The 19986-nt window shown below is 35.8% G+C and carries 19 protein-coding genes; 3 read left to right on the top strand and 16 right to left on the bottom strand.

The genetic code is table 11. The features are described 5' to 3' along the window. The first annotated feature begins 75 nt into the window (after positions 1-75). From ACQ5H4_RS12360 to ACQ5H4_RS12350, 3 genes are read left to right on the top strand one after another with little or no spacing between them, the layout of a single operon-like run. Positions 76-1476, top strand: a complete 1401-nt coding sequence (locus ACQ5H4_RS12360; protein WP_430775209.1) for a sensor histidine kinase — start codon at positions 76-78, stop codon at positions 1474-1476. Beyond that, positions 1448-2125 (top strand): response regulator transcription factor, encoded by a 678-nt coding sequence (locus tag ACQ5H4_RS12355; protein WP_430775208.1) that lies wholly within the window; start codon positions 1448-1450, stop codon positions 2123-2125. The genes ACQ5H4_RS12360 and ACQ5H4_RS12355 overlap by 29 nt, the downstream gene beginning before the upstream one ends. After that, on the top strand, positions 2107-2658 hold the full coding sequence (locus tag ACQ5H4_RS12350; protein ID WP_430775207.1) for a TVP38/TMEM64 family protein: 552 nt from the start codon (positions 2107-2109) through the stop codon (positions 2656-2658). The genes ACQ5H4_RS12355 and ACQ5H4_RS12350 overlap by 19 nt, the downstream gene beginning before the upstream one ends. A 544-nt stretch (positions 2659-3202) precedes the next feature. On the opposite strand, the gene ACQ5H4_RS12345 is transcribed toward ACQ5H4_RS12350, so the two are convergent. The 16 genes from ACQ5H4_RS12345 to ACQ5H4_RS12270 all read right to left on the bottom strand — a co-directional run bounded on the left by ACQ5H4_RS12345 (position 3203) and on the right by ACQ5H4_RS12270 (position 19809). After that, positions 3203-4468, bottom strand: coding sequence for an L-lactate MFS transporter (locus tag ACQ5H4_RS12345; RefSeq protein ID WP_430775206.1), 1266 nt, complete (start codon positions 4466-4468; stop codon positions 3203-3205). A 245-nt stretch (positions 4469-4713) separates the two neighbouring features. Then, positions 4714-5730 carry a nucleotidyltransferase domain-containing protein gene (locus ACQ5H4_RS12340; protein WP_430775205.1) on the bottom strand — a complete coding sequence of 339 codons (1017 nt, stop codon included), beginning with the start codon at positions 5728-5730 and terminating at the stop codon, positions 4714-4716. Between the two features lie 77 nt (positions 5731-5807). Next, a complete protein-coding gene (locus ACQ5H4_RS12335) occupies positions 5808-6263 on the bottom strand; it encodes a signal peptidase I (RefSeq protein WP_430775204.1) in 456 nt (151 codons plus the stop codon). After that, entirely contained in the window at positions 6253-6519 is a 267-nt protein-coding gene (locus ACQ5H4_RS12330; RefSeq protein ID WP_430775203.1) for a PqqD family protein, read from the bottom strand. The genes ACQ5H4_RS12335 and ACQ5H4_RS12330 overlap by 11 nt, the downstream gene beginning before the upstream one ends. After that, a complete protein-coding gene (locus ACQ5H4_RS12325) occupies positions 6519-7301 on the bottom strand; it encodes a hypothetical protein (protein ID WP_430775202.1) in 783 nt (260 codons plus the stop codon). Before ACQ5H4_RS12325 ends, ACQ5H4_RS12330 begins: the two co-directional genes overlap by 1 nt. Before the next feature lie 234 nt (positions 7302-7535). Further along, positions 7536-8003, bottom strand: coding sequence for a VanZ family protein (locus tag ACQ5H4_RS12320; RefSeq protein ID WP_430775201.1), 468 nt, complete (start codon positions 8001-8003; stop codon positions 7536-7538). Between the two features lie 27 nt (positions 8004-8030). Then, positions 8031-8747 carry a metallophosphoesterase family protein gene (locus tag ACQ5H4_RS12315; RefSeq protein ID WP_430775200.1) on the bottom strand — a complete coding sequence of 239 codons (717 nt, stop codon included), beginning with the start codon at positions 8745-8747 and terminating at the stop codon, positions 8031-8033. A gap of 58 nt (positions 8748-8805) precedes the next feature. After that, complete coding sequence (locus ACQ5H4_RS12310; protein WP_430775199.1) at positions 8806-9189, bottom strand: class I SAM-dependent methyltransferase; 384 nt, start codon at positions 9187-9189, stop codon at positions 8806-8808. Continuing rightward, a complete protein-coding gene (locus ACQ5H4_RS12305) occupies positions 9190-9594 on the bottom strand; it encodes a protein-glutamate O-methyltransferase CheR (RefSeq protein ID WP_430775198.1) in 405 nt (134 codons plus the stop codon). A 409-nt stretch (positions 9595-10003) separates the two neighbouring features. After that, positions 10004-10888: a glycosyltransferase family 2 protein gene (locus tag ACQ5H4_RS12300; RefSeq protein WP_430775197.1), complete on the bottom strand. Its 885-nt coding sequence runs from the start codon at positions 10886-10888 to the stop codon at positions 10004-10006. A gap of 6 nt (positions 10889-10894) precedes the next feature. Next, the gene (locus tag ACQ5H4_RS12295) at positions 10895-12004 is read right to left on the bottom strand and encodes a glycosyltransferase family 1 protein (protein ID WP_430775196.1); all 1110 of its coding nucleotides are present in this window, start codon (positions 12002-12004) and stop codon (positions 10895-10897) included. A gap of 70 nt (positions 12005-12074) precedes the next feature. Beyond that, a complete protein-coding gene (locus ACQ5H4_RS12290) occupies positions 12075-13076 on the bottom strand; it encodes an SDR family oxidoreductase (protein WP_430775195.1) in 1002 nt (333 codons plus the stop codon). Position 13077: 1 nt separating this feature from the next. Continuing rightward, a complete protein-coding gene (locus ACQ5H4_RS12285; protein WP_430775194.1) occupies positions 13078-14460 on the bottom strand; it encodes a nucleotide sugar dehydrogenase in 1383 nt (460 codons plus the stop codon). Beyond that, positions 14457-15557, bottom strand: coding sequence for a glycosyltransferase family 4 protein (locus ACQ5H4_RS12280; protein ID WP_430775193.1), 1101 nt, complete (start codon positions 15555-15557; stop codon positions 14457-14459). Before ACQ5H4_RS12280 ends, ACQ5H4_RS12285 begins: the two co-directional genes overlap by 4 nt. A 414-nt stretch (positions 15558-15971) precedes the next feature. After that, the gene (locus ACQ5H4_RS12275) at positions 15972-18107 is read right to left on the bottom strand and encodes a hyaluronate lyase N-terminal domain-containing protein (protein ID WP_430775192.1); all 2136 of its coding nucleotides are present in this window, start codon (positions 18105-18107) and stop codon (positions 15972-15974) included. A 190-nt stretch (positions 18108-18297) separates the two neighbouring features. Next, a complete protein-coding gene (locus tag ACQ5H4_RS12270; RefSeq protein WP_430775191.1) occupies positions 18298-19809 on the bottom strand; it encodes a NosD domain-containing protein in 1512 nt (503 codons plus the stop codon). Positions 19810-19986 lie beyond the last annotated feature (177 nt).

The raw sequence follows: 19986 nt of genomic DNA, 5'->3' as shown, positions 1-19986 counted from the left end.
TCTTATTCATAAATTAAGATTTCCATAGTGATTTCGATTACTATAGTAAGTATGACAGGAAAAGGAGATTTCCCTTTGAAAAAGCTATCGATCAAATTAGGTGCCATTTTCTTTTTATGTATTTTAGGACTTGAATCGTTTATGTTCTTCTTTCTTCACTCTGCTTTAGTAGAATCACGGGTACAAGAAGAACTACATGCCCTTCAAGCTCGTGGAAATTCCCATCGTGCGATTTTAGAGAACCATTTTACCCCAGAAACCATAACCCACGTTGCTTTAATGGAGACAGAATCCACAACAGATGTAGTGGTAACCGATGCTGATGTACAGATTCTTGATTCTTCGAGTAAAAATGAACAACTCATAGATCACGTAAAGCTTCCTTCAAAAGAAGTTCCACAGGAAGGCGTCATTATCGAGAATAATTGGGAGACAGAACCTTTCATATCTACCGTTAGCTCATTAGAAAATGAGGGAGAAATCATTGGATATGTGTTCATGTTTCAAGACACAGAAACCGTTCATTCATTAATTAAACGATTAAACCAACATTTCCTCCTTGCTGGGTTCTTAACGGTTGGTCTAACATTATTAATTATCGCTTTGCTTTCGAAGGCAATCACCAAGCCTCTTATCAATATGAAGGATGCAACCTTTCAAATCAGCCAAGGGAACTACTCCATCTCTTTGCCTGAAACAGGGAACGATGAACTTGGCGATTTAGCAAAATCGATTGAATCACTCGCACATGATCTTACCTTTTTAACGCAAGAGAGAAATGACTTTCTAGCAAGCATATCGCATGAATTACGAACACCGATCACTTATATAAAAGGGTATACAGAAATTGTCATGAAACGCGAGTTATCTGAGAAAGAAAAACAGAACTACCTAGCTATTATTCTTGAAGAAACCAATCGTTTAAATGACTTAATAAAGCAGCTATTTGACTTAGCCAAAATGGATCAGAATTCATTTTTGATTGAAAAAACCGAAGTTAACATAAAGGAGATTCTTGAAAAAGTGGAGGCGAAACTAGCTCCGGCTTTTAAGGAGAAGGGTATGACTCTCCACATCTCCTGCCAAAGTGATTTCTTTTTACTGGCTGATCCGATCCGAATGGAACAGATTTTTTTGAACTTACTGGATAATTCCATGAAATATTCTTCGCATGGGGGAAGTACTAGCGTGATGGTTGAACTAAGAAAAAACCAGCTTTATGTGACGATTCGTGATACGGGTAACGGCATCCCTGAGGAGGATTTACCACATATCTTTAACCGTTTTTACCGGGTTGATAAATCCCGGACTCGTATGCTAGGTGGGGCCGGTCTTGGACTTTCTATTGTGAAGGAACTAGTAAATAAACATGACGGAACGATTACGGTGAGAAGCCAAATACAAGAAGGAACAGAATTTCAAATGATGTTTAGGGGAGCGTGGAGTGATGAAAACGATCTTACTGGTAGACGATGAGCAACGAATGTTGGATTTATTATGCCTTTATCTAGAACCAAAAGGATACAAATGCGCACCACACACTTCCGCTTTGTATGCACTAGAATACCTATCATCCAATCAGGTTGACCTCGTGCTTCTTGATATCATGATGCCTGAAATGGACGGTTGGACGTTATGTGCAGAAATCAGAAAAAAATGGGATATTCCCATTATCATGTTAACAGCACGAACGGATAAGACTGATGTGGTGAAGGGACTTGAGATTGGGGCGGATGATTATATTTCGAAGCCATTTGATGAAGACGAACTACTTGCTCGAATTGGGGCTGTATTAAGAAGACATACGTCCAAAAGCCCACTATTAACTTTTAAAGGGCTAGTGTTGAATCTAGAATCCTTTGATCTGCATTATGAAAAAACACCGATTCCATTAACACCAAAGGAATTTTCCATGATGGAGCTGTTTTTAACCCATCCTAATCGGGTATTTACCCGCGACCATTTGATCACCTCGATTTGGGGCCATGGTGTCGCTACTGAGGACAGAACCATTGACTCCCATGTTCGAAATCTCCGAGAAAAATTAAGAAAAGCCCATTTCCCTGCCGATGAGCACTTACAAACCGTTTGGGGAGTAGGGTATAAGTGGCAGAACGGACAATGAACGAAATTCTCTTTATTTTTGGAAGTGTACTTGGCAATGTGCTCATCGCTGTGGCTGGTGTTATTCCAAGTGCCTTTTTAACAGCAGCCAATATTTCCATTCTCGGTTTTGAGGTTGGGTTAGTTGTTTCCATTATAGGAGAAGCACTTGGTGCCATTGTGAGCTTTTGGCTTTACCGAAAAGGATTTTCGCGGGTGAAGGAAAAGGTGCAGGTCAAATGGAGATGGGTTCGACTCCTTCTAAACCGGTTGTATGAATCAAAAGGTTTTGAAGCAGTTTCGATTGTTCTTTTGCTTCGGTTGTTACCGTTTGTTCCGTCAGGTTTCGTGACGTTAACTGCTGCGATTGGTAAGATGAATATTGTCGCATTCGGTATAGTGAGTACCCTTGGAAAGATTCCTTCTTTGTTTATCGAGGCTTATGGGGTTCACCAAGTTCTAAAGTTTGATACGAAATTTCAACTCATCTTGGCTGCATTTGTTATGACGATTTTTGTGATTTATTTTTTCGTAAAAAAGCGTCCCCGTGATTAACTAAAAGGTTCCGTTTTCGGGTGCATACGTCTTTTCTTTATTTATTAACGTTTCTACGAAATCCCATTAACTTTGACATATCAATTGACATCATTATTAAGATGGGCAATAAGTATTGTACAATTAAATATAGAGGGTAGAAAATTGTGTCATTTGCAGTGCCGCTTTGAGTACCAATTTTATTGATCATGATAAGCTGGTCGATAAAAAGCTGCTGATTCCCACATCTAAGTTCAAGAGGGTCCGCACTTTTCGGTTGGGGGATCAGGTTAAGCACCCGAGCTGATAATAGACGGAGAAATTCCGCTTAATTAGTAATTATTATTAAAAATGGCTTAAATAGACGGAAAGATTCCGTCTATTTGCTCGAAAAATTCGAAAAGGGGAGATTTTGCTTTGCATAAGCGGAAAACCTCCCCTTATTTACCCCAAAACGAGCTCCATTTCGCATCTAACCGGAAAATTTCCGCTTATTTTACTTTTGCTGGTTACTCGAATTAAGGTCAAGATATGAACCCTTCTTTTTGTTTATCCTGCTTTTTGTTTATCCTGCTTTTTTTACAGGCTCGGTTTCTGCTTGAGATTTTAACTTATTAATATCCCGTCGAATTAATAGAGAAAGAACAAGCGCAACTACAAATAATCCTGAAAAGAAGGTTAAACTCCCTGCATAGCTTCCGGTCGTATCTTTAATCCAAGCGGCAAACAGTGGACCCGCCAAACCAGCAGCAGCCCATGCCGTTAAAATATACCCATGAATCGCACCTAACTGCTTCGTTCCAAACAAGTCGCCTATATAAGCTGGAATCGATGCGAATCCCCCACCATAACAAGTATAAACAACGATCAGCATGCCCATAAACAACCATTGAATCGACACTTGCGGCAAGAAAAAGAAGATAACCATTTGTAGGACAAAAAATGCGGTATACGTATTTGGTCTACCAATATAATCCGATAATGAGGCCCAGCCAATTCGTCCAAGACCATTAAAAATCCCAATCGCACCAACTAATGCAGCCGCTGTTGCCATATCAATCCCTATTGCTTCCATTGCTAATGGCTTAGCCACTGCTAAAATCGCAATTCCACAGGTAATGTTAATGAATAACATGAACCACAAATACCAGAAACGCTTGGTCTTTACAGCTTGATTCGCTGTTAATTGTGATAAATCTAACTTAGCCTTTGCTTTGCCACTAGCAATCTTCTCTTTAAATCCTTCTGGCAACCAGCCTTCTTGTGGTTTTTCAAGATATAAAGAAGAGACCACCATGATGAGAAAATAAGAGATTCCTAGAATGTAAAATGTGTTAGCCACTCCAACAGAGGTAATTAATGAGTTCATGATCGGGCTAGCAATCGCAGCCGCAAAACCAAATCCCATAATCGCTAAGCCTGTTGCTAACCCTCTTCTGTCAGGAAACCATTTTACGAGAGTTGAAACAGGTGCAATATAACCCACACCTAAACCAATTCCTCCAAGAGCGCCATAAAATAAGTACAATAAGGATTTAGACTCCATATCAACGGCAAACCCTGCCCCTGTCATTCCAATCCCAAAGAAAACCGCTGCCAGTAACCCAGCTTTTTTCGGTCCATATTTCTCTACAAAATGTCCTAAAAAGGCCGCAGATAATCCTAAAAATAAAATAGCAATACTAAAGGTTAAAGCCACTTCAGAATCAGACCAACCAAACATCTCTTTTAACGGCGCAGTAAAGTTACTCCATGCATACACGGAGCCAATCGAAATATGAATCCCCACTGCTGATAATGCGATCAACCACCTGTTCTTCCTCACTAACATCTCTCCTTATTAAATTCTAAAAACGTTATGAATGGATCATAACGGATTTTGCTTGCCTTAGGATCGAATCAACCAAAACACGAACATTAACAAAATAATTATTTAAAATATTCGCCTTTAAAAAGAATAAACCTACTTTACCATGTGAAAGTAAGGAAGACAATAGTAAATATGATATTTAATGTGGGAATGTTATAAATTAGAGGAATGAAAAATAGCTGTAAGCCTTTTGATAAGCGCTACAGCTACTGGTGTTTAGTAGAGGATATAATAAGTGGTTTTGTTGGTCGTAAGGACTTAATCCAACTGAAAAATTCATTTTTACTATGCGTTAAGCTATCATAGCTAAAAAAGGAGTAGTCCACAAAATCTAGATAGTTCTTTAACTGCTTCTTGTGTCCATTTCTAAACGCATTATAATCCCATAAATTAGGTCTTTTAACAGGCAATGGTTTTACATTTTGCAAATATGGGTGCTGTTGATAAACAATCGCAAGAGTACGGATCATTCGTTTTTGTGTCCGATGATGCCTAGTCTGAACTAGCAATTGTATGTAATCCACTCTGTCACCAATCTGATAAATCAGTTGAATGATATCTAAAAAGTGTTTCGGAGAGTCCAAATTATGTCTCCATCCATGCAAGCAAATCATATAAAAAGTATGATAGTCAGATAGTTCTTTTACATATTGGTAGTTTCCTAAAGCCCTTGCTTCCTGCCAAAACTCTTCTATCGGTAGCTTGGAGGTATCATCCTTCAATAAGTTCCAGTGTAACTCTACTGTTAATGGGATTTTTGAATTTGGTATCGGCTTACTAAAGCTACAGTGAAAATGACCAGCAATCGGCTCTTCTTCAACGGAATAACCTAAAGAGATAACGGTAGAGATCGCACGTTCCAAGTCCTCCGGCTGAATGAGTAAATCTATATCTGATGTACTTCTAGCTCCAATATGACCAAAGTACTTTTCAGCAAATAGTACTCCCTTTAAAGGAATAGCTGGAAGTTTAGTTTGCTCAAAGCAATCCAACACTTTTGTTAATTGGCTTTTGATAAAAAGAGATAAAAAGAGATTTTCTTCGTATTGCTCCTTCAACCGTTCCTGGAAAAATACAGGTGTGCGATCTAATGTTCCTTGTTGCTTTAATAGGGAGTAAACTTGAGGAGCAACCCCAAACTCCATGATTTCTTTTAACAGGGATTTATAATTATATGAATCTAGGGTTACCTCTGATTCATACAAAGCCTGGATCCATTTCACCTATACCCCTCTCCTTTATTCAGGTGCTAGCTCAACTCTTGGTTTGAACTTTTTGCGACTAAATGTGTGGAAGTTCGTTATAATAAAACACTTTTTCTATTTAGATATCTTCTTAAGAAATCAGTTAAAATGGGTTGATTCATAATTAACCATCCCCAGAGATAGATTCTTAGTTGGTTTGGAAAAACTTTACGGTTTCCTTTATCAATATATTTGAGTGTACCAACGATGTTTTCATTTCCGATTGGCTGGTCATAACTTGTATTTGTATCACCTTTGCAGAAGTATTTTAGCTTACCGTCTTCATTTGCTTTGCTGTAGTAGTAGCGATGAGCAACCAATTGACCGGATTCAGTCCAGAATAAAATGACATCACCCTTCTTAAATTGATTCCCACTACAAGGAACAAAGCGACAGATATCTCCATTTTGAATGGTAGGATACATACTATAACCTTGACTTGGAAGATCTAGCCACCCATCTTTTTGAATAGATTTCTGCAATAATGAAACCGTATCGATATCAAACCTCATGGGTTAACAGCCCATATTGCAACAATTCATCCAAAAACTGCTCAATATCTTCTGTAGTAATATCCTCGACACTCGAATACTCTTCTTGAACCGCCTGCCTAATGGTTTCAGCCGTTTGCTTTGATTCTAAAAGAGTCCAGCAGTATCCACCCACTTCATTCACTTTCGTAACGGTAAAATCATCGGTATTTAATATAATCCAATCATCATCTAACTGAGTACAATCATATGCACTCTTTTTTATATATTGCTTCATTAAGAAATCAACTCCCAAAACGCATTATTCTTTTGGAAATGTAAATCGTAAACTGGAACTTGTTCAACAAGCACTTTTAATAGATAGAATACTTGCATAGTCTCCTGTTTAGAATGGGACCAATAAAAAATCTTATTGACTAATTCGAGATACGCATCTGATTTTGTCATAACTTCTCTACTATTATTAGTTGCTTGGTGTAATAGTTGAATAGATGCTAGACAAGCAGGACGTTCTTTTCCTGATGCTTCTAACTCACTTCGAAAAGGGGAGTTGAACACCTTAATGCCCTCATTTGTAATCTTAACAATACTTGCCTCATCAGAGAGCAGCATCCTTGGGCTAGAAAGCTTTGCTACTGTTGACTTACCTGCACCTGAATGTCCAGTAAAAATATGGGCTTTCTTATTATCCAATACACAGGAAGAATGGAGTAATAATCCCCAGTTATGGTAGACAATATAGGAACTATAAACGTTCATTAGTGCATGTTTCAACGCTAATTCGTCGTGAACATAAATTGTCACTTCTTTATAATCCAATGTGGCTTTTATTAAATAATCCGTCCTACGAAAAGTGATGTATTTCAAGGATTTTGAAATATCAACTTCATAGTCCTTAAATGGCTTTCCATAGTTGTCATGGATACTTATCTTTATATCAAACCTAGTTAAAGAGATAGTGGGATGAGTAAAATATTTATCAATAAATTCCCCTATCCAATTGGAATCCCATTTCAAGTGGGTATAATGTTCAGCAATTAATACCCATGTTTTGTTCATGTTATCAACCCTTAGAGGTTGAGATCAAAGAAGTAATCTTTGATTCTCAATCATTTTACTGTTCATTTTTTCTTAATACAGAACAACGGAATATAGTCATCCATGTCTATAATGAAAATACTCTTCTTTATCATATAAAAACATTGGATACTACGATTTATTTTATCTCTTCAACAGTTCTTTTTAAAGAACAATCATTCGACACTTTTCGCTATACTTTAATAAGGCTCACCATTACAGTTTTATATTATGATGGTTTTCTTGAGTATGAGTAATTCTTTTCAATAGGTTACCAAATCTAGATTGGCTTTTATGATATTTTTTTCGAGTAAAATACCATAATGCCCAGACCCCTATACCATTTTTCATTAAATCAACTAGAGAGAAAGAACGAAAGGGAATGTAGTATTGATGTAGTTCATCAACTACTCCATAGCCGAATGCTATAACAACTGCAAATAGTTCTTTTTTATATGATAGCTTTCCAAATACAAGGAAAGCCATCACTAAAAATAAATATAGAATACCAAATTCAAAAAGATGGGCTAATTCTAGCCCAGCTCCAATAAGCAATAAGATGTTCATGTCTATTTGAGTGGAAAGCATATAGACAGATTCAGGATCAAAGTTGCTTGTTTGAATCCAAATCAGTGCCATATACACGATAGGGATAACAAGTAGAAGCAATCTTATAAAAAACATATTGTACCTCCGATTATCAGCACCCCATCACAGTTTTCCTTGTAAGACAACCTTACTCATCATTTCTGCATTTGGGTATTCTACGTTCTTGTACTGTTCTACTACCTTATGGACATCATAGCTTACTCGGACGTTTGAGTTTTGAATACTACCCTCATTAATTTCAACTATAGAATACGAAGCTTTATTTAGACCATCAAATGGAAGACCTACACTTCCAATGTTTACTATACATTTTCCATTAATAAAACGTATGTATGGCTTGTGAATGTGAGCATAGATATATAAATCTGCTTCACTGGTAACCAACTTTTCTAGGATGGTTTCATCACTAGCTGTTGGGGGCACTACTTCGAAAAGACTGTCCGGAGTAGCATGGAAGGCATGGATTCGTATTCCTTCAACCTCAAGGTTCAATTGAGTTGGTAATTCTTTTAAGTAGTCGATGCTTTTATCAGACAGTTGGGAGACTATCCAATCTCTTTCTTTGTTCATTAGTTCAAGTACATGATCAGGGACCTCTCCCTGCTGAACACCACGTACTACCCATTCGTCAGCATTACCTTTGATTACATTACAATCGAGTGCTCGAACTAGGTCTAACGCACGCTGTGGCTCAGGTCCGCGGTAGCAGATATCACCTAGGACTAAGACTTTATCTACGTTTTTCTGTTGTATATCTTGTAGTACCGCATCCAATGCAATGGCGTTGCCGTGGATGTCGGAGATGAATGCTATTTTCATAAATATAGACTCCTTATCATGACTGCCATTTATTTCCTTTAATTTTACAAATTTATAACTAGTCATTCAATTTTACAAAAATGCTCTTTTGGGGTACAGGTTTTTTTTTCAGTTCACTGTTCCTATCAAAAACTGGAACGATATACTCATCCTGAACGATGTCTGCTAATATTTCATATTTTGGAGCTACTCCTGTGTCCGAAAGTGAATACTGTGAAAAGCGAACAACTAATAACCCATTTGGTTTTACGAGTTCATCTAGTTCATAAATTTGTTTTTCAAACTTCTCAAAAGGGTATATTTTTTTTAAGTTAGTTATTCCCTTGGTAGCAATATCATGTGGCTTTCTTTGCAGAACTGCCATGCAGAATATTGCATCAAATTTTCCATGTTTTTGAATCTCTTTTTGTGAAGAGTACATAAAAGAAATTTTTTCGTCCACTTAAAGTTTGCTACAAGTAACCAGACTTTGTTTGTTAATATCTACACCTATTATTTGAGCATTTGGAAAATATCGGCGCAGAGTTAAAACCTCTTCACCCGTGGAACAGCCATAGGAAAGTATTTTTATATCTTCCTTTCCCTCAAAGTATTTTTGGCAAGCTGTAAAAATTTTAGGATATCGATCCATGTAGGTAAGTGAAGTTGTTTGATGGACATTTTTCCCGTTAAATATCTGCATAAAGAAAATTTCTCTGTGTTTTTTATCCTTAAACAACTTAGTGATTGTTTGAAACATTATCCATAAATTTGTCAAAGTAATTCCCATCCACCTGACTAAAATATTTCTTGATGAACGGTTTATTTTAACAATTTGTTTAGCACTTAAAAATAACTTAAAGCCCATTATTATCACCTTTCTTTAAATAATACTTAATAAAGAACAAGGTTTTTTATATAATTATCATTAGTTTAATTTTGTAGTATATAAATGCGGGCCGAGATATGTTGATATATGTGGGGGTCGGACAGGAATATGAATATCATTAACTGGAAGCAATCAATTCTGAGACATAAATCTTAAGAGTACTTTTCAGTTTCAAATTCTAATAGAATTTAAATGGTTATATTGCTAAATATCTTCTGTTATCCATTCAGAGTTTTCTCTCTTGAATTCTTCTATAAGACTTGTTAACTCTTTTTTTATATCAGCGTTTTCATTGTTAATTACACTTTCTTTATTTGCAATTTTTTTATCATCACGTCATTAAAAATTAAGGATTGGTGCTGCAAAATATAATTAGATACTTTTCCACTTATTTCTCTGCAACCTTAGTAATAATATATTTATTTAGTACAAAACCAAATGGTAAAGCAATAAGTGTCAAAAACTTTTGAGGTGAATGCCTTAAAACGCCTTTGCTTCCAGCAAAAACGCTGCAAGATACATAATGTACTGCCTGCTTGAATTTGAATAGTAATGGTGTGTTTGGTAATTTCATCATTTCCATTCGATAAAATCTAAATCCCTTTGGACTAACTTTATATTGTTTTAATATGTTCATCGATGATCCATCTGGCAGATACTCCACACAACAAAGTGCCTCATTCATTAGTAACAACTCATATTCCTGATCCAACATGTAATATTTATACGATAAAGGTACTAATTTTTCATTTTGATATACAGGGTAAGGATATTTTCTTGTTAGTTTGGTCCGGTAAACTAGCTTTTTATCTCCTTTAACTCCGTATTTATTGTATAGGTTAAATAGTGATGAGGTTTTAATATTTTTTGGAAGTTCTGTCCCTATTATTTCTCCGTTAGTCTTGCAATCAAGGCCAACTATACCACCTATTTCTTCACTACCATGTTCTTTCCAACAAGAAACTATTTTTTCAACCGCATCGTCCGGCATATAATCATCGCTGTCTATACAAACATTTAATTCTGTATTGATCATGTTATACGCAGTATTATGAGCTCCATGCATCCCTTGGTTTTCCTGGCGATAATATTGAATAGAAATAATATTTTCTGCTATCCAACTTCTAACTAGATCTTCCGTATTATCAGAAGAACCATCATCAATAATTAACCAAATAAATTCCTTATTTGATTGTCTTTTAAGGCTCTCATAACAGTTGTGAAGTGTATATGCCCTATTATATGTCGGGGTAAATATAGTCAATATTGGCAAGAATTATCACCTCGAATTTGATAGATAAAAATCTTGAAGCCAGTTTGCTGTATTTTTTATATCATAACCTCTCTCGCTGAGCATTTTGAGTTTTGAGGTATGCCGTTCGATTTTCTCCAAGTTAAATTTCTCAAGTTCTGAAACCCATAAATCTATACTTGTTAGTTTCAAAAATTTCATTAAATCTAACCCCAAATCAACCTCACTTGTTATTTCATCGGATATGAAACAAGGTATTCCAGCTGCTTGTGCCTCGATAAGAGTTACTGGCAAACCTTCATGAAGAGAAGGAAATAAAAACATGTCAAAAGCTTGAAGTAATTGATGAATATCGCTTCTGACACCCAAGAATTTCACCTTTTCTTGTATATTTAATTCATTTACTCTTTTTTCAATATCTTTCCGTAATACGCCGTCACCACATAGTAATAGTGTAGATCCGGGTCTTCTTTTAACAAATTCAGCAAAAATTTCAATTAAGAACTTGTGATTTTTTTGTTTTGTAAATCTGCCAACATGGCCAATCACTAATTGGTCACTGATCCCTAGTTCTTGCCTTTTCATCATTCTCACTTCAGGAGAATAATTGAACATTTCGGGTTCTATTCCATTATTCAGTAATTTTGCTTCATTAGATTTACTGCCAAATAACCACTTGGCAGCAGCCTCGGAACAGGCAAAGGTATAATCTGAATGGGATGGAATAAATAATCCTGAATACCATTTATATCCCTTAGCCAACATCCCGCCTTCTCCTCCGGTATTATGACTGTGAGATATACAATAACGAATCCTGGCTTTTTTAGCAGCTCTTATTACAAATCCACTCATCCTATTTAAATGAGAATGGACGATTGTATAGTCATTATGATGAGAGAAAAAATTATTGAGGGATTTTATATAACTAAAATGACCCACTTCATTAATATAGGGAATCCGATGTATTGTCCCCCCAAGTTCTATGATTTCACTATCAAAAACTCCTTCTCTACACGTTAGAAAATCGAATTGAACTTTGGATCTGTCTATATTTCTATATAAATTCATAATCAGTGTTTCAGCGCCGCCTCTGTTCATGTTTACTACTACGTGTAGAACTCTAAAAGGTTTACTCATTCACTACCCTCCTAGTATTAGGGTTAAAATTATATCTATTGGAGATTAATATGTAACAAGGGTTAAATTCCTAAAAATAACTAACAACGTCTTCAACACCCAAATTGTTCTTATACCATTCTATTGCTGCTTCAATCCCTCGCTCAAAACTCCATTCCGGTTCATACCCCAGCATTTCTTTTGCTTTAGAAATATCAGCATTACTATGCTTGATATCTCCTGTCCGCATTGGTCCAAATATAGGTTGAATATCTTTTCCTAATGCATTTAACAACTGAATATAGATATCAATCAAGAATTCTCTTCCACCGTAGGCTATATTATACGCCTGACCTGCAGCCTCACTATTGGCATTACAAGCCTTCAAATTAGCCTCAATTACATTTTCAATATAAGTAAAGTCTCTACTCTGTTTCCCATCACCATTAATAGTTGGTTGTTCATTATTGAGTAATTGTTTAATGAATTTTGGAATGACTGCAGCGTATGCCCCATTAGGATCTTGTCTTCTACCAAATACATTAAAGTAACGTAAACCATAAGTATCAAGTCCGTATAACTTTGTATATAGCCTTCCATACTCCTCATCTACCCTTTTGGTGAGGGCATAAGGCGATAACAAATTCCCCTCTATACCTTCTTTTTTAGGTAGATTAGGCTCATCACCATAAACAGATGAACTTGAAGCATAAACAAACTTCTTCACACCATTTTTTTTCGCTGCCTCCATCATATTTAAAGTACCTTTAATATTAATTTCTTCATAGAATAAGGGCATCTCTATACTCCTTGGGACGCTGCCCCACGCTGCTTGATGAAGAACATAATCGACTCCTTCACAAGCTTTCATGCATGTATCAAGTTCACGAATATCGCCTTCCATAAATTCATAGCTAGGATGATTGATAAACTGTTCTACATTCTCTTTTTTCCCAGTCGAAAAGTTATCAAGTCCTCTAACTTGATAACCTAATTTCAAAATTGCTTCAACTAAATTGGAACCAATAAATCCCGCTGATCCAGTTACTAAAAATTTAGAACCATCTGGAAATCTTATATTTTCATATCCCACTTTATAACCTCCAATATAAAAAGCCTGCATCCTCTGCTTCTTTTCTATCAAATATTCCCTTGATGTCCATTAATACGTTACTGTTAGCGTCCATATTAAACTCAGATGCTGCAGCTACCTCATGCATCGCCTCAGAGTCGATATAGATTTCCCCTGAAGATCGAAACATCTTTTTTACATCTTCTAATCGAATAGCTTTAAACTCATCATGTGGAACTGCAAAAATGACAGCGTCCATCGCTTTGATTTCTTCAACTTCACAAGGATTAATTCTATATTCATGCCAAAGATCATCTCTATCCGCTAGAGGATCAACTACTTTTACTTCTACTCCATACTCTTCTAATTCTTTGATTACATCGACAACCTTTGTATTACGAACATCCGGACAGTTTTCTTTAAAGGTAATACCAAAGATCGCTACTTTTGAGCCATTTATTTGTTTGTTGGCCTTTATCATCTTCTTTACAATACTTTCAGCTACATACTTACCCATATCATCATTTATTTTTCTCCCTGAAAGTATAATCTGAGAATAGTAGCCCATCTGTTCCGCTTTATATGTAAGATAGTATGGATCAACACCTATACAATGGCCACCTACAAGCCCAGGAGAGAATTTGAGAAAATTCCATTTCGTTCCTGCCGCTTCAAGTACAGCTTTTGTATCAATTCCCATCTTATTAAAAATAATAGAAAGTTCATTCATAAAAGCGATATTTATATCCCGTTGAGAATTTTCGATAACCTTTGCTGCTTCAGCCACTTTAATGCTTTCAGCTTTATAGACTCCCACATCTACAACTAATTCGTACACTTTTGCCACGATATCAAGTGTCTCTTTATCCATTCCAGAAACTACTTTTATTATTGTTTCTAATCTATGTTCTTGGTCTCCAGGATTAATTCTTTCAGGAGAATATCCAACTTTAAAATCAAATCCACACTTTAAACCAGATTCCTTTTCTAAAATTGGAACACAGATATCCTCAGTTACTCCTGGATAAACAGTAGATTCAAAGACTACAATTGATCCTTTCATTAAATTTCTGCCTAGAGTACGGCTAGCTGATTTTATCGGTGTTAAATCCGGTGTACGATCTTCTTTAACAGGTGTAGGTACAGCTACAATATGAAATTTCGCTTCTCTAAGCTTTTTTTCATCAGACGTGAAATCAACCGTTGTAGTTTTAATCACTTCATTTCCAACTTCTTTTGTAGGGTCAATACCACTTTTATAAAGATTAATTTTCTCTTTATTAACGTCAAATCCAATGACATCCACTTTCTTAGCAAAAGAAACAGCAATAGGCATACCAACGTAGCCAAGTCCAATCAATGTTATTTTTTCTTCTCTGTTAACAATTTTTTCATATAAGTTCATATCACTTCCTCCTTAAAATTGTTAATTTCATCTAAATAAGCATTAATCACAATTTTCCTATCAAACTCATTTTCCATCTTTTTGCGCCCAGCAATCCCCATTGCTTTTTTTTGTTCATAGGGAAGGTTAATAAATTTAATAATAGCTTCAACTAAACTATCAACATTTCTAACCTCAAACCCAAAACCACTTACGTCTTCATCAAAAGTTTCTTTACAACCTGGCACTCTAGAAGCCAACACAGCACGCCCGGTAGATGCAGATTCAAGAAGTACATTAGCTGTTCCTTCATGATAAGAAGGAAGGATTGTAGCGTGAGATTTCTTGATAAACGAGTGGATATCCTTCTGTTGGCCGTAATAATTAATCATTCCTAATTCATTTAATTCAACTAATTTTTGATGATAATTTTCTTCACAATGACCAACTAAATCAAATTGTGTATTTGGAAATTTTTCTTTGACAATTTTAATAGCTTGTAGCAATTCTTCGATCCCCTTTGATTTCATCATGCGTCCAATGAAAAGGAATCTATTTTTCTCATCATTATCCGGATATTCTTCAAAAATATGTTGCTCTAAATTCACACCCGAACCAGGAACTAACCTAGTTTTGTTTTTTACAATTCTCTTATCAACAAAGAACTTTAAGTTAGTTTTATTTTGAAAAAATAAGCAAGATGCCTGTTTCAAACCAACCTTATATAGCATCAAGGTAATTTTCTGCATTACCCCCTTATTTTCAACTGATGTACCCAACCCAGTTATGTTTGTAATATATGGGGTTTTTGTTATTCTACATGCGAGACCGCCATATACATTCGGTTTAATCGTATAAGTTAACACAACGTCTGGTTTGATTCGTTTTATTATATTTATGTAATGAAACAAAAGCTTTATATCCTTAATTGGATTGGTTCCGCGTCTTTCCAAGTGAGTTTCTATGAATTTACATCCCAAATTTTCTAGCTTTGGTACATAATCATCACTTGGTAACGAAATATAAACTTCGTTATTTTGATTTATTAGTTCTTCTAATAATTCTTTTCGAAAGTTATATAAACCCATACCGAAGTTTGCAAACACTAGAATTTTCATATTCTAAACTCTCCCTAACCGGAACCAACATAAACTCCAGCTTCAGTTATATACTCATTCACATCAGCATCTGTTAATAAAACAACATTTCCTGTTGAAAAGTACGGTTCATTAAAAAGAACAGCGAATTCAAAAAAATTGAGAGGTTTTTATATTTAGGTAAAGGTCCCTCTCCATTCTTTATATATCATAGAATTCAATAGTTATTAATAATTTGCAGTTCTTTATTAAGAACAATTTGATATGATTATCATATTACCTAAAGGCATTGAAGTCAACACTATATTTTTAATGACTTGTTATTATTTCGCAAAAGTTGCTGCTCTAATTTTGTATATTACTTCCTAATTCAACCTCAAAAAAAGAGGACTGAATTCAGCCCTCTAAGATTGTCACTATTTTGTTCTATATTCATTAGCTATCCCACTCTCCAAACTTAACTTCGTAGATATTACTGCCATTATAGCCTCCATGAATGGCATAAATTTTCGCGGTCTCTACATTACCAATCACATTAGTGAGGTATGTGTAGTTAGCTACGTTTGTTGGATCAAAAGGAAATGTTTTAACTTCTACTTCGTTGTCATTAACAAATGCTTTCAGTGTGCCATCCCAATATTCAAATCTGAAATCATAAAGTGTAGCACGAGGTAATCCGTACGAAGATCCTATTTTGTATATACCGTAACCAACTCCATTAATAACAGCACCAACAACAGGTAAGCCAACAGAATTATTACCGATCGTTCCTTTATAAGCAATTGCAAAATTAGGTTTTGTTGTTTTTATAGCCATCCCCCAATGGCTACCGTTCCAATTATAATTAATACCATTTTCATCTGTTCCTAATTGGTTATAAACAGAGGTTGTACTTGCCCAACTAGTTTTACCAGTAAAATCTGGATCATTAATTAATAGTGTTTGTTCATTATGGGCATTATATTGTTTTGTCCAAATAAGTGTACCTGTTGGCGGGTTAACTACACCACCTCCGCCTGTGCTTATTTGCGACACCGCATATTGAAGACTAGCTAAATCCGTCCTTAAATTTGAGATTAATAAATCAATATATTTTCCACTATAACTAAAGATCGGAGACTTTGCACCATCACGGTTTTTGTAAGAAACATGGCCTAGACCGCCTCTTACGAACCAATAATTAACTTCGGTATTCGGATATTCAGACTCGTCCATATACATCAACAATAATCTCTTTTGATCATCTATTGATACACAAGGAGAGTGAAAGTTTACGCTATTTGCAGCATTTGCATAAACAGTTGTTTCTTTCAACGTAAAGTTATCATTAAACGCATTCTCTAAGGTTGCAATATAGTGAGCTATACTACCTGTTTCCCCTGTGTTGGAATTAGCGGTGGTTGAGTAATATCTTGAAGCTGCAAACACTTCAACAATACCACCATGAACAAATGCAGTTGCCCCCGAGGCGTTCATATTAAGAATAGATGTAGAATTCCTGTAATTTGTCCATGTTGCCCCATTATCTGTAGAAAACGAAATTAGAGCAGGTTCAGGCGCACTATCTGCGGGTGCCCCGCCTGTTGTTCTTCTTGCAAGACTTATTAGTTTGTTAGGTGATACTTCAATAATACATGGCTCAGCACTAGTCGTACCGCTAGGATAACTTGTGCCAACTGGTACAACTGTCCAGTTAACCCCTTTATCATCTGAATACATAATTTTCCCACGTACTTCAGGCTGTGCACCGAAGCCGCAAATTAATCTACCATTAGACAACTTCGTAATCCCCCAAATATTGCTAGAGGTAGTTAAACTATTGCTGGGACTCACCACTATTTGCCCAAGGTCTACCCAAGTCACCCCACTATCAACCGAGGTAATTCTGTGGTAATTACCATTTTTTCGCAGGATGTACATATAGGTTCCATCTTCGAATATCATAAAGTTATTTGAGGAAGATACATCAAACGTAACCGGATTCCCGGCTGTATCAACCACTGAAATTAGCTTTGGTGTTGTTGAAACAAGTGTATCAGGATTTATTATACAAAAATATTGGTTTAAGGCAGTAAATACGTGAGCATTAGCCCCGTTAATTAGAACAGCATAAACCCCTCTTGTCTTATCAAATTGTAGATTACTAGGACACCTTGCATTATAGTTAGCTGGGGGATTAAATAATTCACCTATTGGCTCAGTTTTATAAACCTCGAATGCCGTTCCGCTTGAACCACCTGAAACGGAAATAGTACCATCACTTCCTAGAGTAATACCGTTACCAACCTTTACCCCGCCAAGTGTAGTCGAACTAGCTTTAGGTAAAGTGTAGGTAGAAGGAATAAAAGGCTTATTTAATAGATCGTTATAACTTCCAGTAGTTGCTACCGTTGAAAAACTAGGCTTATCTAAAATACTCGACCAGGAAAAGTTGTTTACTAAAACATTTCCTTCGCTTGCACCAATAAATAGTTCGTTCGTATCCAAACAAAAACCAAACTCACCCTCACTAAGAACAGGTAAATCTGCTTTTAATCCTCTACGGATTTGAATTTTATGTGTTTGAGTCATTTTCTCAACCCTCTTACGCTTTTATATTAAATTATTTTTGATAAAATGAATAGCATAAGCGGCGTCTGTATGGTTCTTAGCTGTCGTATATCGGATTTCCTTTAGTGTATTTTCCGCGAAGTATGAATCACCTTGAGTTCCAAGGTGGATATTAAATTGCCCTACTGAACCACCCTTGCCGTTAAATAAATTACGAAATATTCGCCAATTTTGTGTTCTTTCCCATATATATATATGATTTATTAAATGTATTATCAAAAATAGAATGGTTTGCTCCTGCTGCCGTTACAATACCCAATGTGGAGTTAAATATATTATTTTTAACAATATCGCCCACCATAGCATCCCAGCCATCTTCCCAGACAATATCACATCCAGGTGATCTGCCTCCATTACCAGAGAATGTATTTCCTGATATCGTCCAATCTTGTCCACCAGTCATAGCTAATCCTGATGTCCAACTGTCTGAAAGGATAGAGTTATTAATAAAACATTTTCTCGGGATTCCTAATGTTCTGATAAAAGCAACTGCACCATTAAAATCTGTATCGCCCGAGGTAAGGGGTTCATCCTGATAAACAACAATCTTTGCATAATACGCATTTTGAGGTTTATCGTAACAGTAATATTGCCAGTTGTGATGCTGGACTTCAATAAATTGGTGGTTAACATCATAGAAGTAAATGCTATATAATCGTGACCGCAAGAAACGATAATCCCAATAGCCTTGATTATAGCCCACCATAAAATAACTTCCTAAACGTGATATATCAATAAAATTAGGTGTGCGGAAATGATAAGTAACAATTTTATCATCATTAACTCCTGAAGGATCAATATTACCTGGTTCAAAATTGGAATAGGTAAACCAAGCATCACCTGTACCATCTTTCATACGTTTAGTTAATGTTTTGACGTTAAAACCAGGTGACATACTAAAAGTGCATGATTCAAAGCCTGATTTATAGGCATCCCCAATGAGTAAAGAAATACAATCTTCATGCGAACCTGCAATAGTTGCAAAGTCCCTTTCCCCATATACATGTGCATTAATTAGCTTTGTATATTGGACGTTATCCATTTTAAACATGACATATCCTGTCGATGTTTTTGCACTAATTTCGATGTTTATATTTGAATTGTTAAAGTCAATTATCATATTGCTAGGGAAAATAACTGTTCCTGCCATTGGCGTTACAAGATATGTTCCATATGGGAATACAATCTTTTTATATCCCTTTGACATAGCAAAATTTAAAGCTTTAATAATCCCATTTGTGGTTTCAGTTGAATGGGTATTATCTAAATAAATACTATAACTTGAAGCTGTTACGTGACATATATCCGTTGGTGTTAGAGTTTGTATTAATGGCTCTTTAACCTCAACTGTAAAACTCTTAGAATATGTTCTTGTACGATCAAAAGCTGTAATAATTGAAGTTCCCTGAGACACACCTTCTAAAACTCCATAATGTATCGTGCATACTTCAGGGTTCGATGTTTCCCATTCAACTATATTGCTATACATCACATCATAAGGGTATCTTGTATCCATAGCGGAGAAGTTTTCACCTACTTCAAGGGTTTCAATGCTTTTATTTATAGACACTTCTGCAAATAATCCACCATCTATTAATTCTATTTTAAATGTTCCACCATCCACTAATGTATCCGGGGTACCTGTAAATAAACCACCATCCACTAAAATTCACCTCCATTAACTTTTAATGTATTGATTTATTGCCTTAAATAATTGGTTAAAGTTGCAAGTCCCGCCACCGCTTGCACTTGTTACTGAAGCTCGTCCTCCAATTTGGGCTAGTCTGTCTTGCCCCCCAGCATTTGGTGATAAATGAAATATCAGCATCGCTCGAAAATA

This window comes from Bacillus coreaensis, assembly GCF_050586445.1.
Lineage (GTDB): Bacteria > Bacillota > Bacilli > Bacillales > Cytobacillaceae > Robertmurraya_A > Robertmurraya_A coreaensis.
The sequence above is the reverse complement of the archived record's forward strand: the minus strand, read 5'-3'. Positions and strand labels throughout refer to the sequence as shown.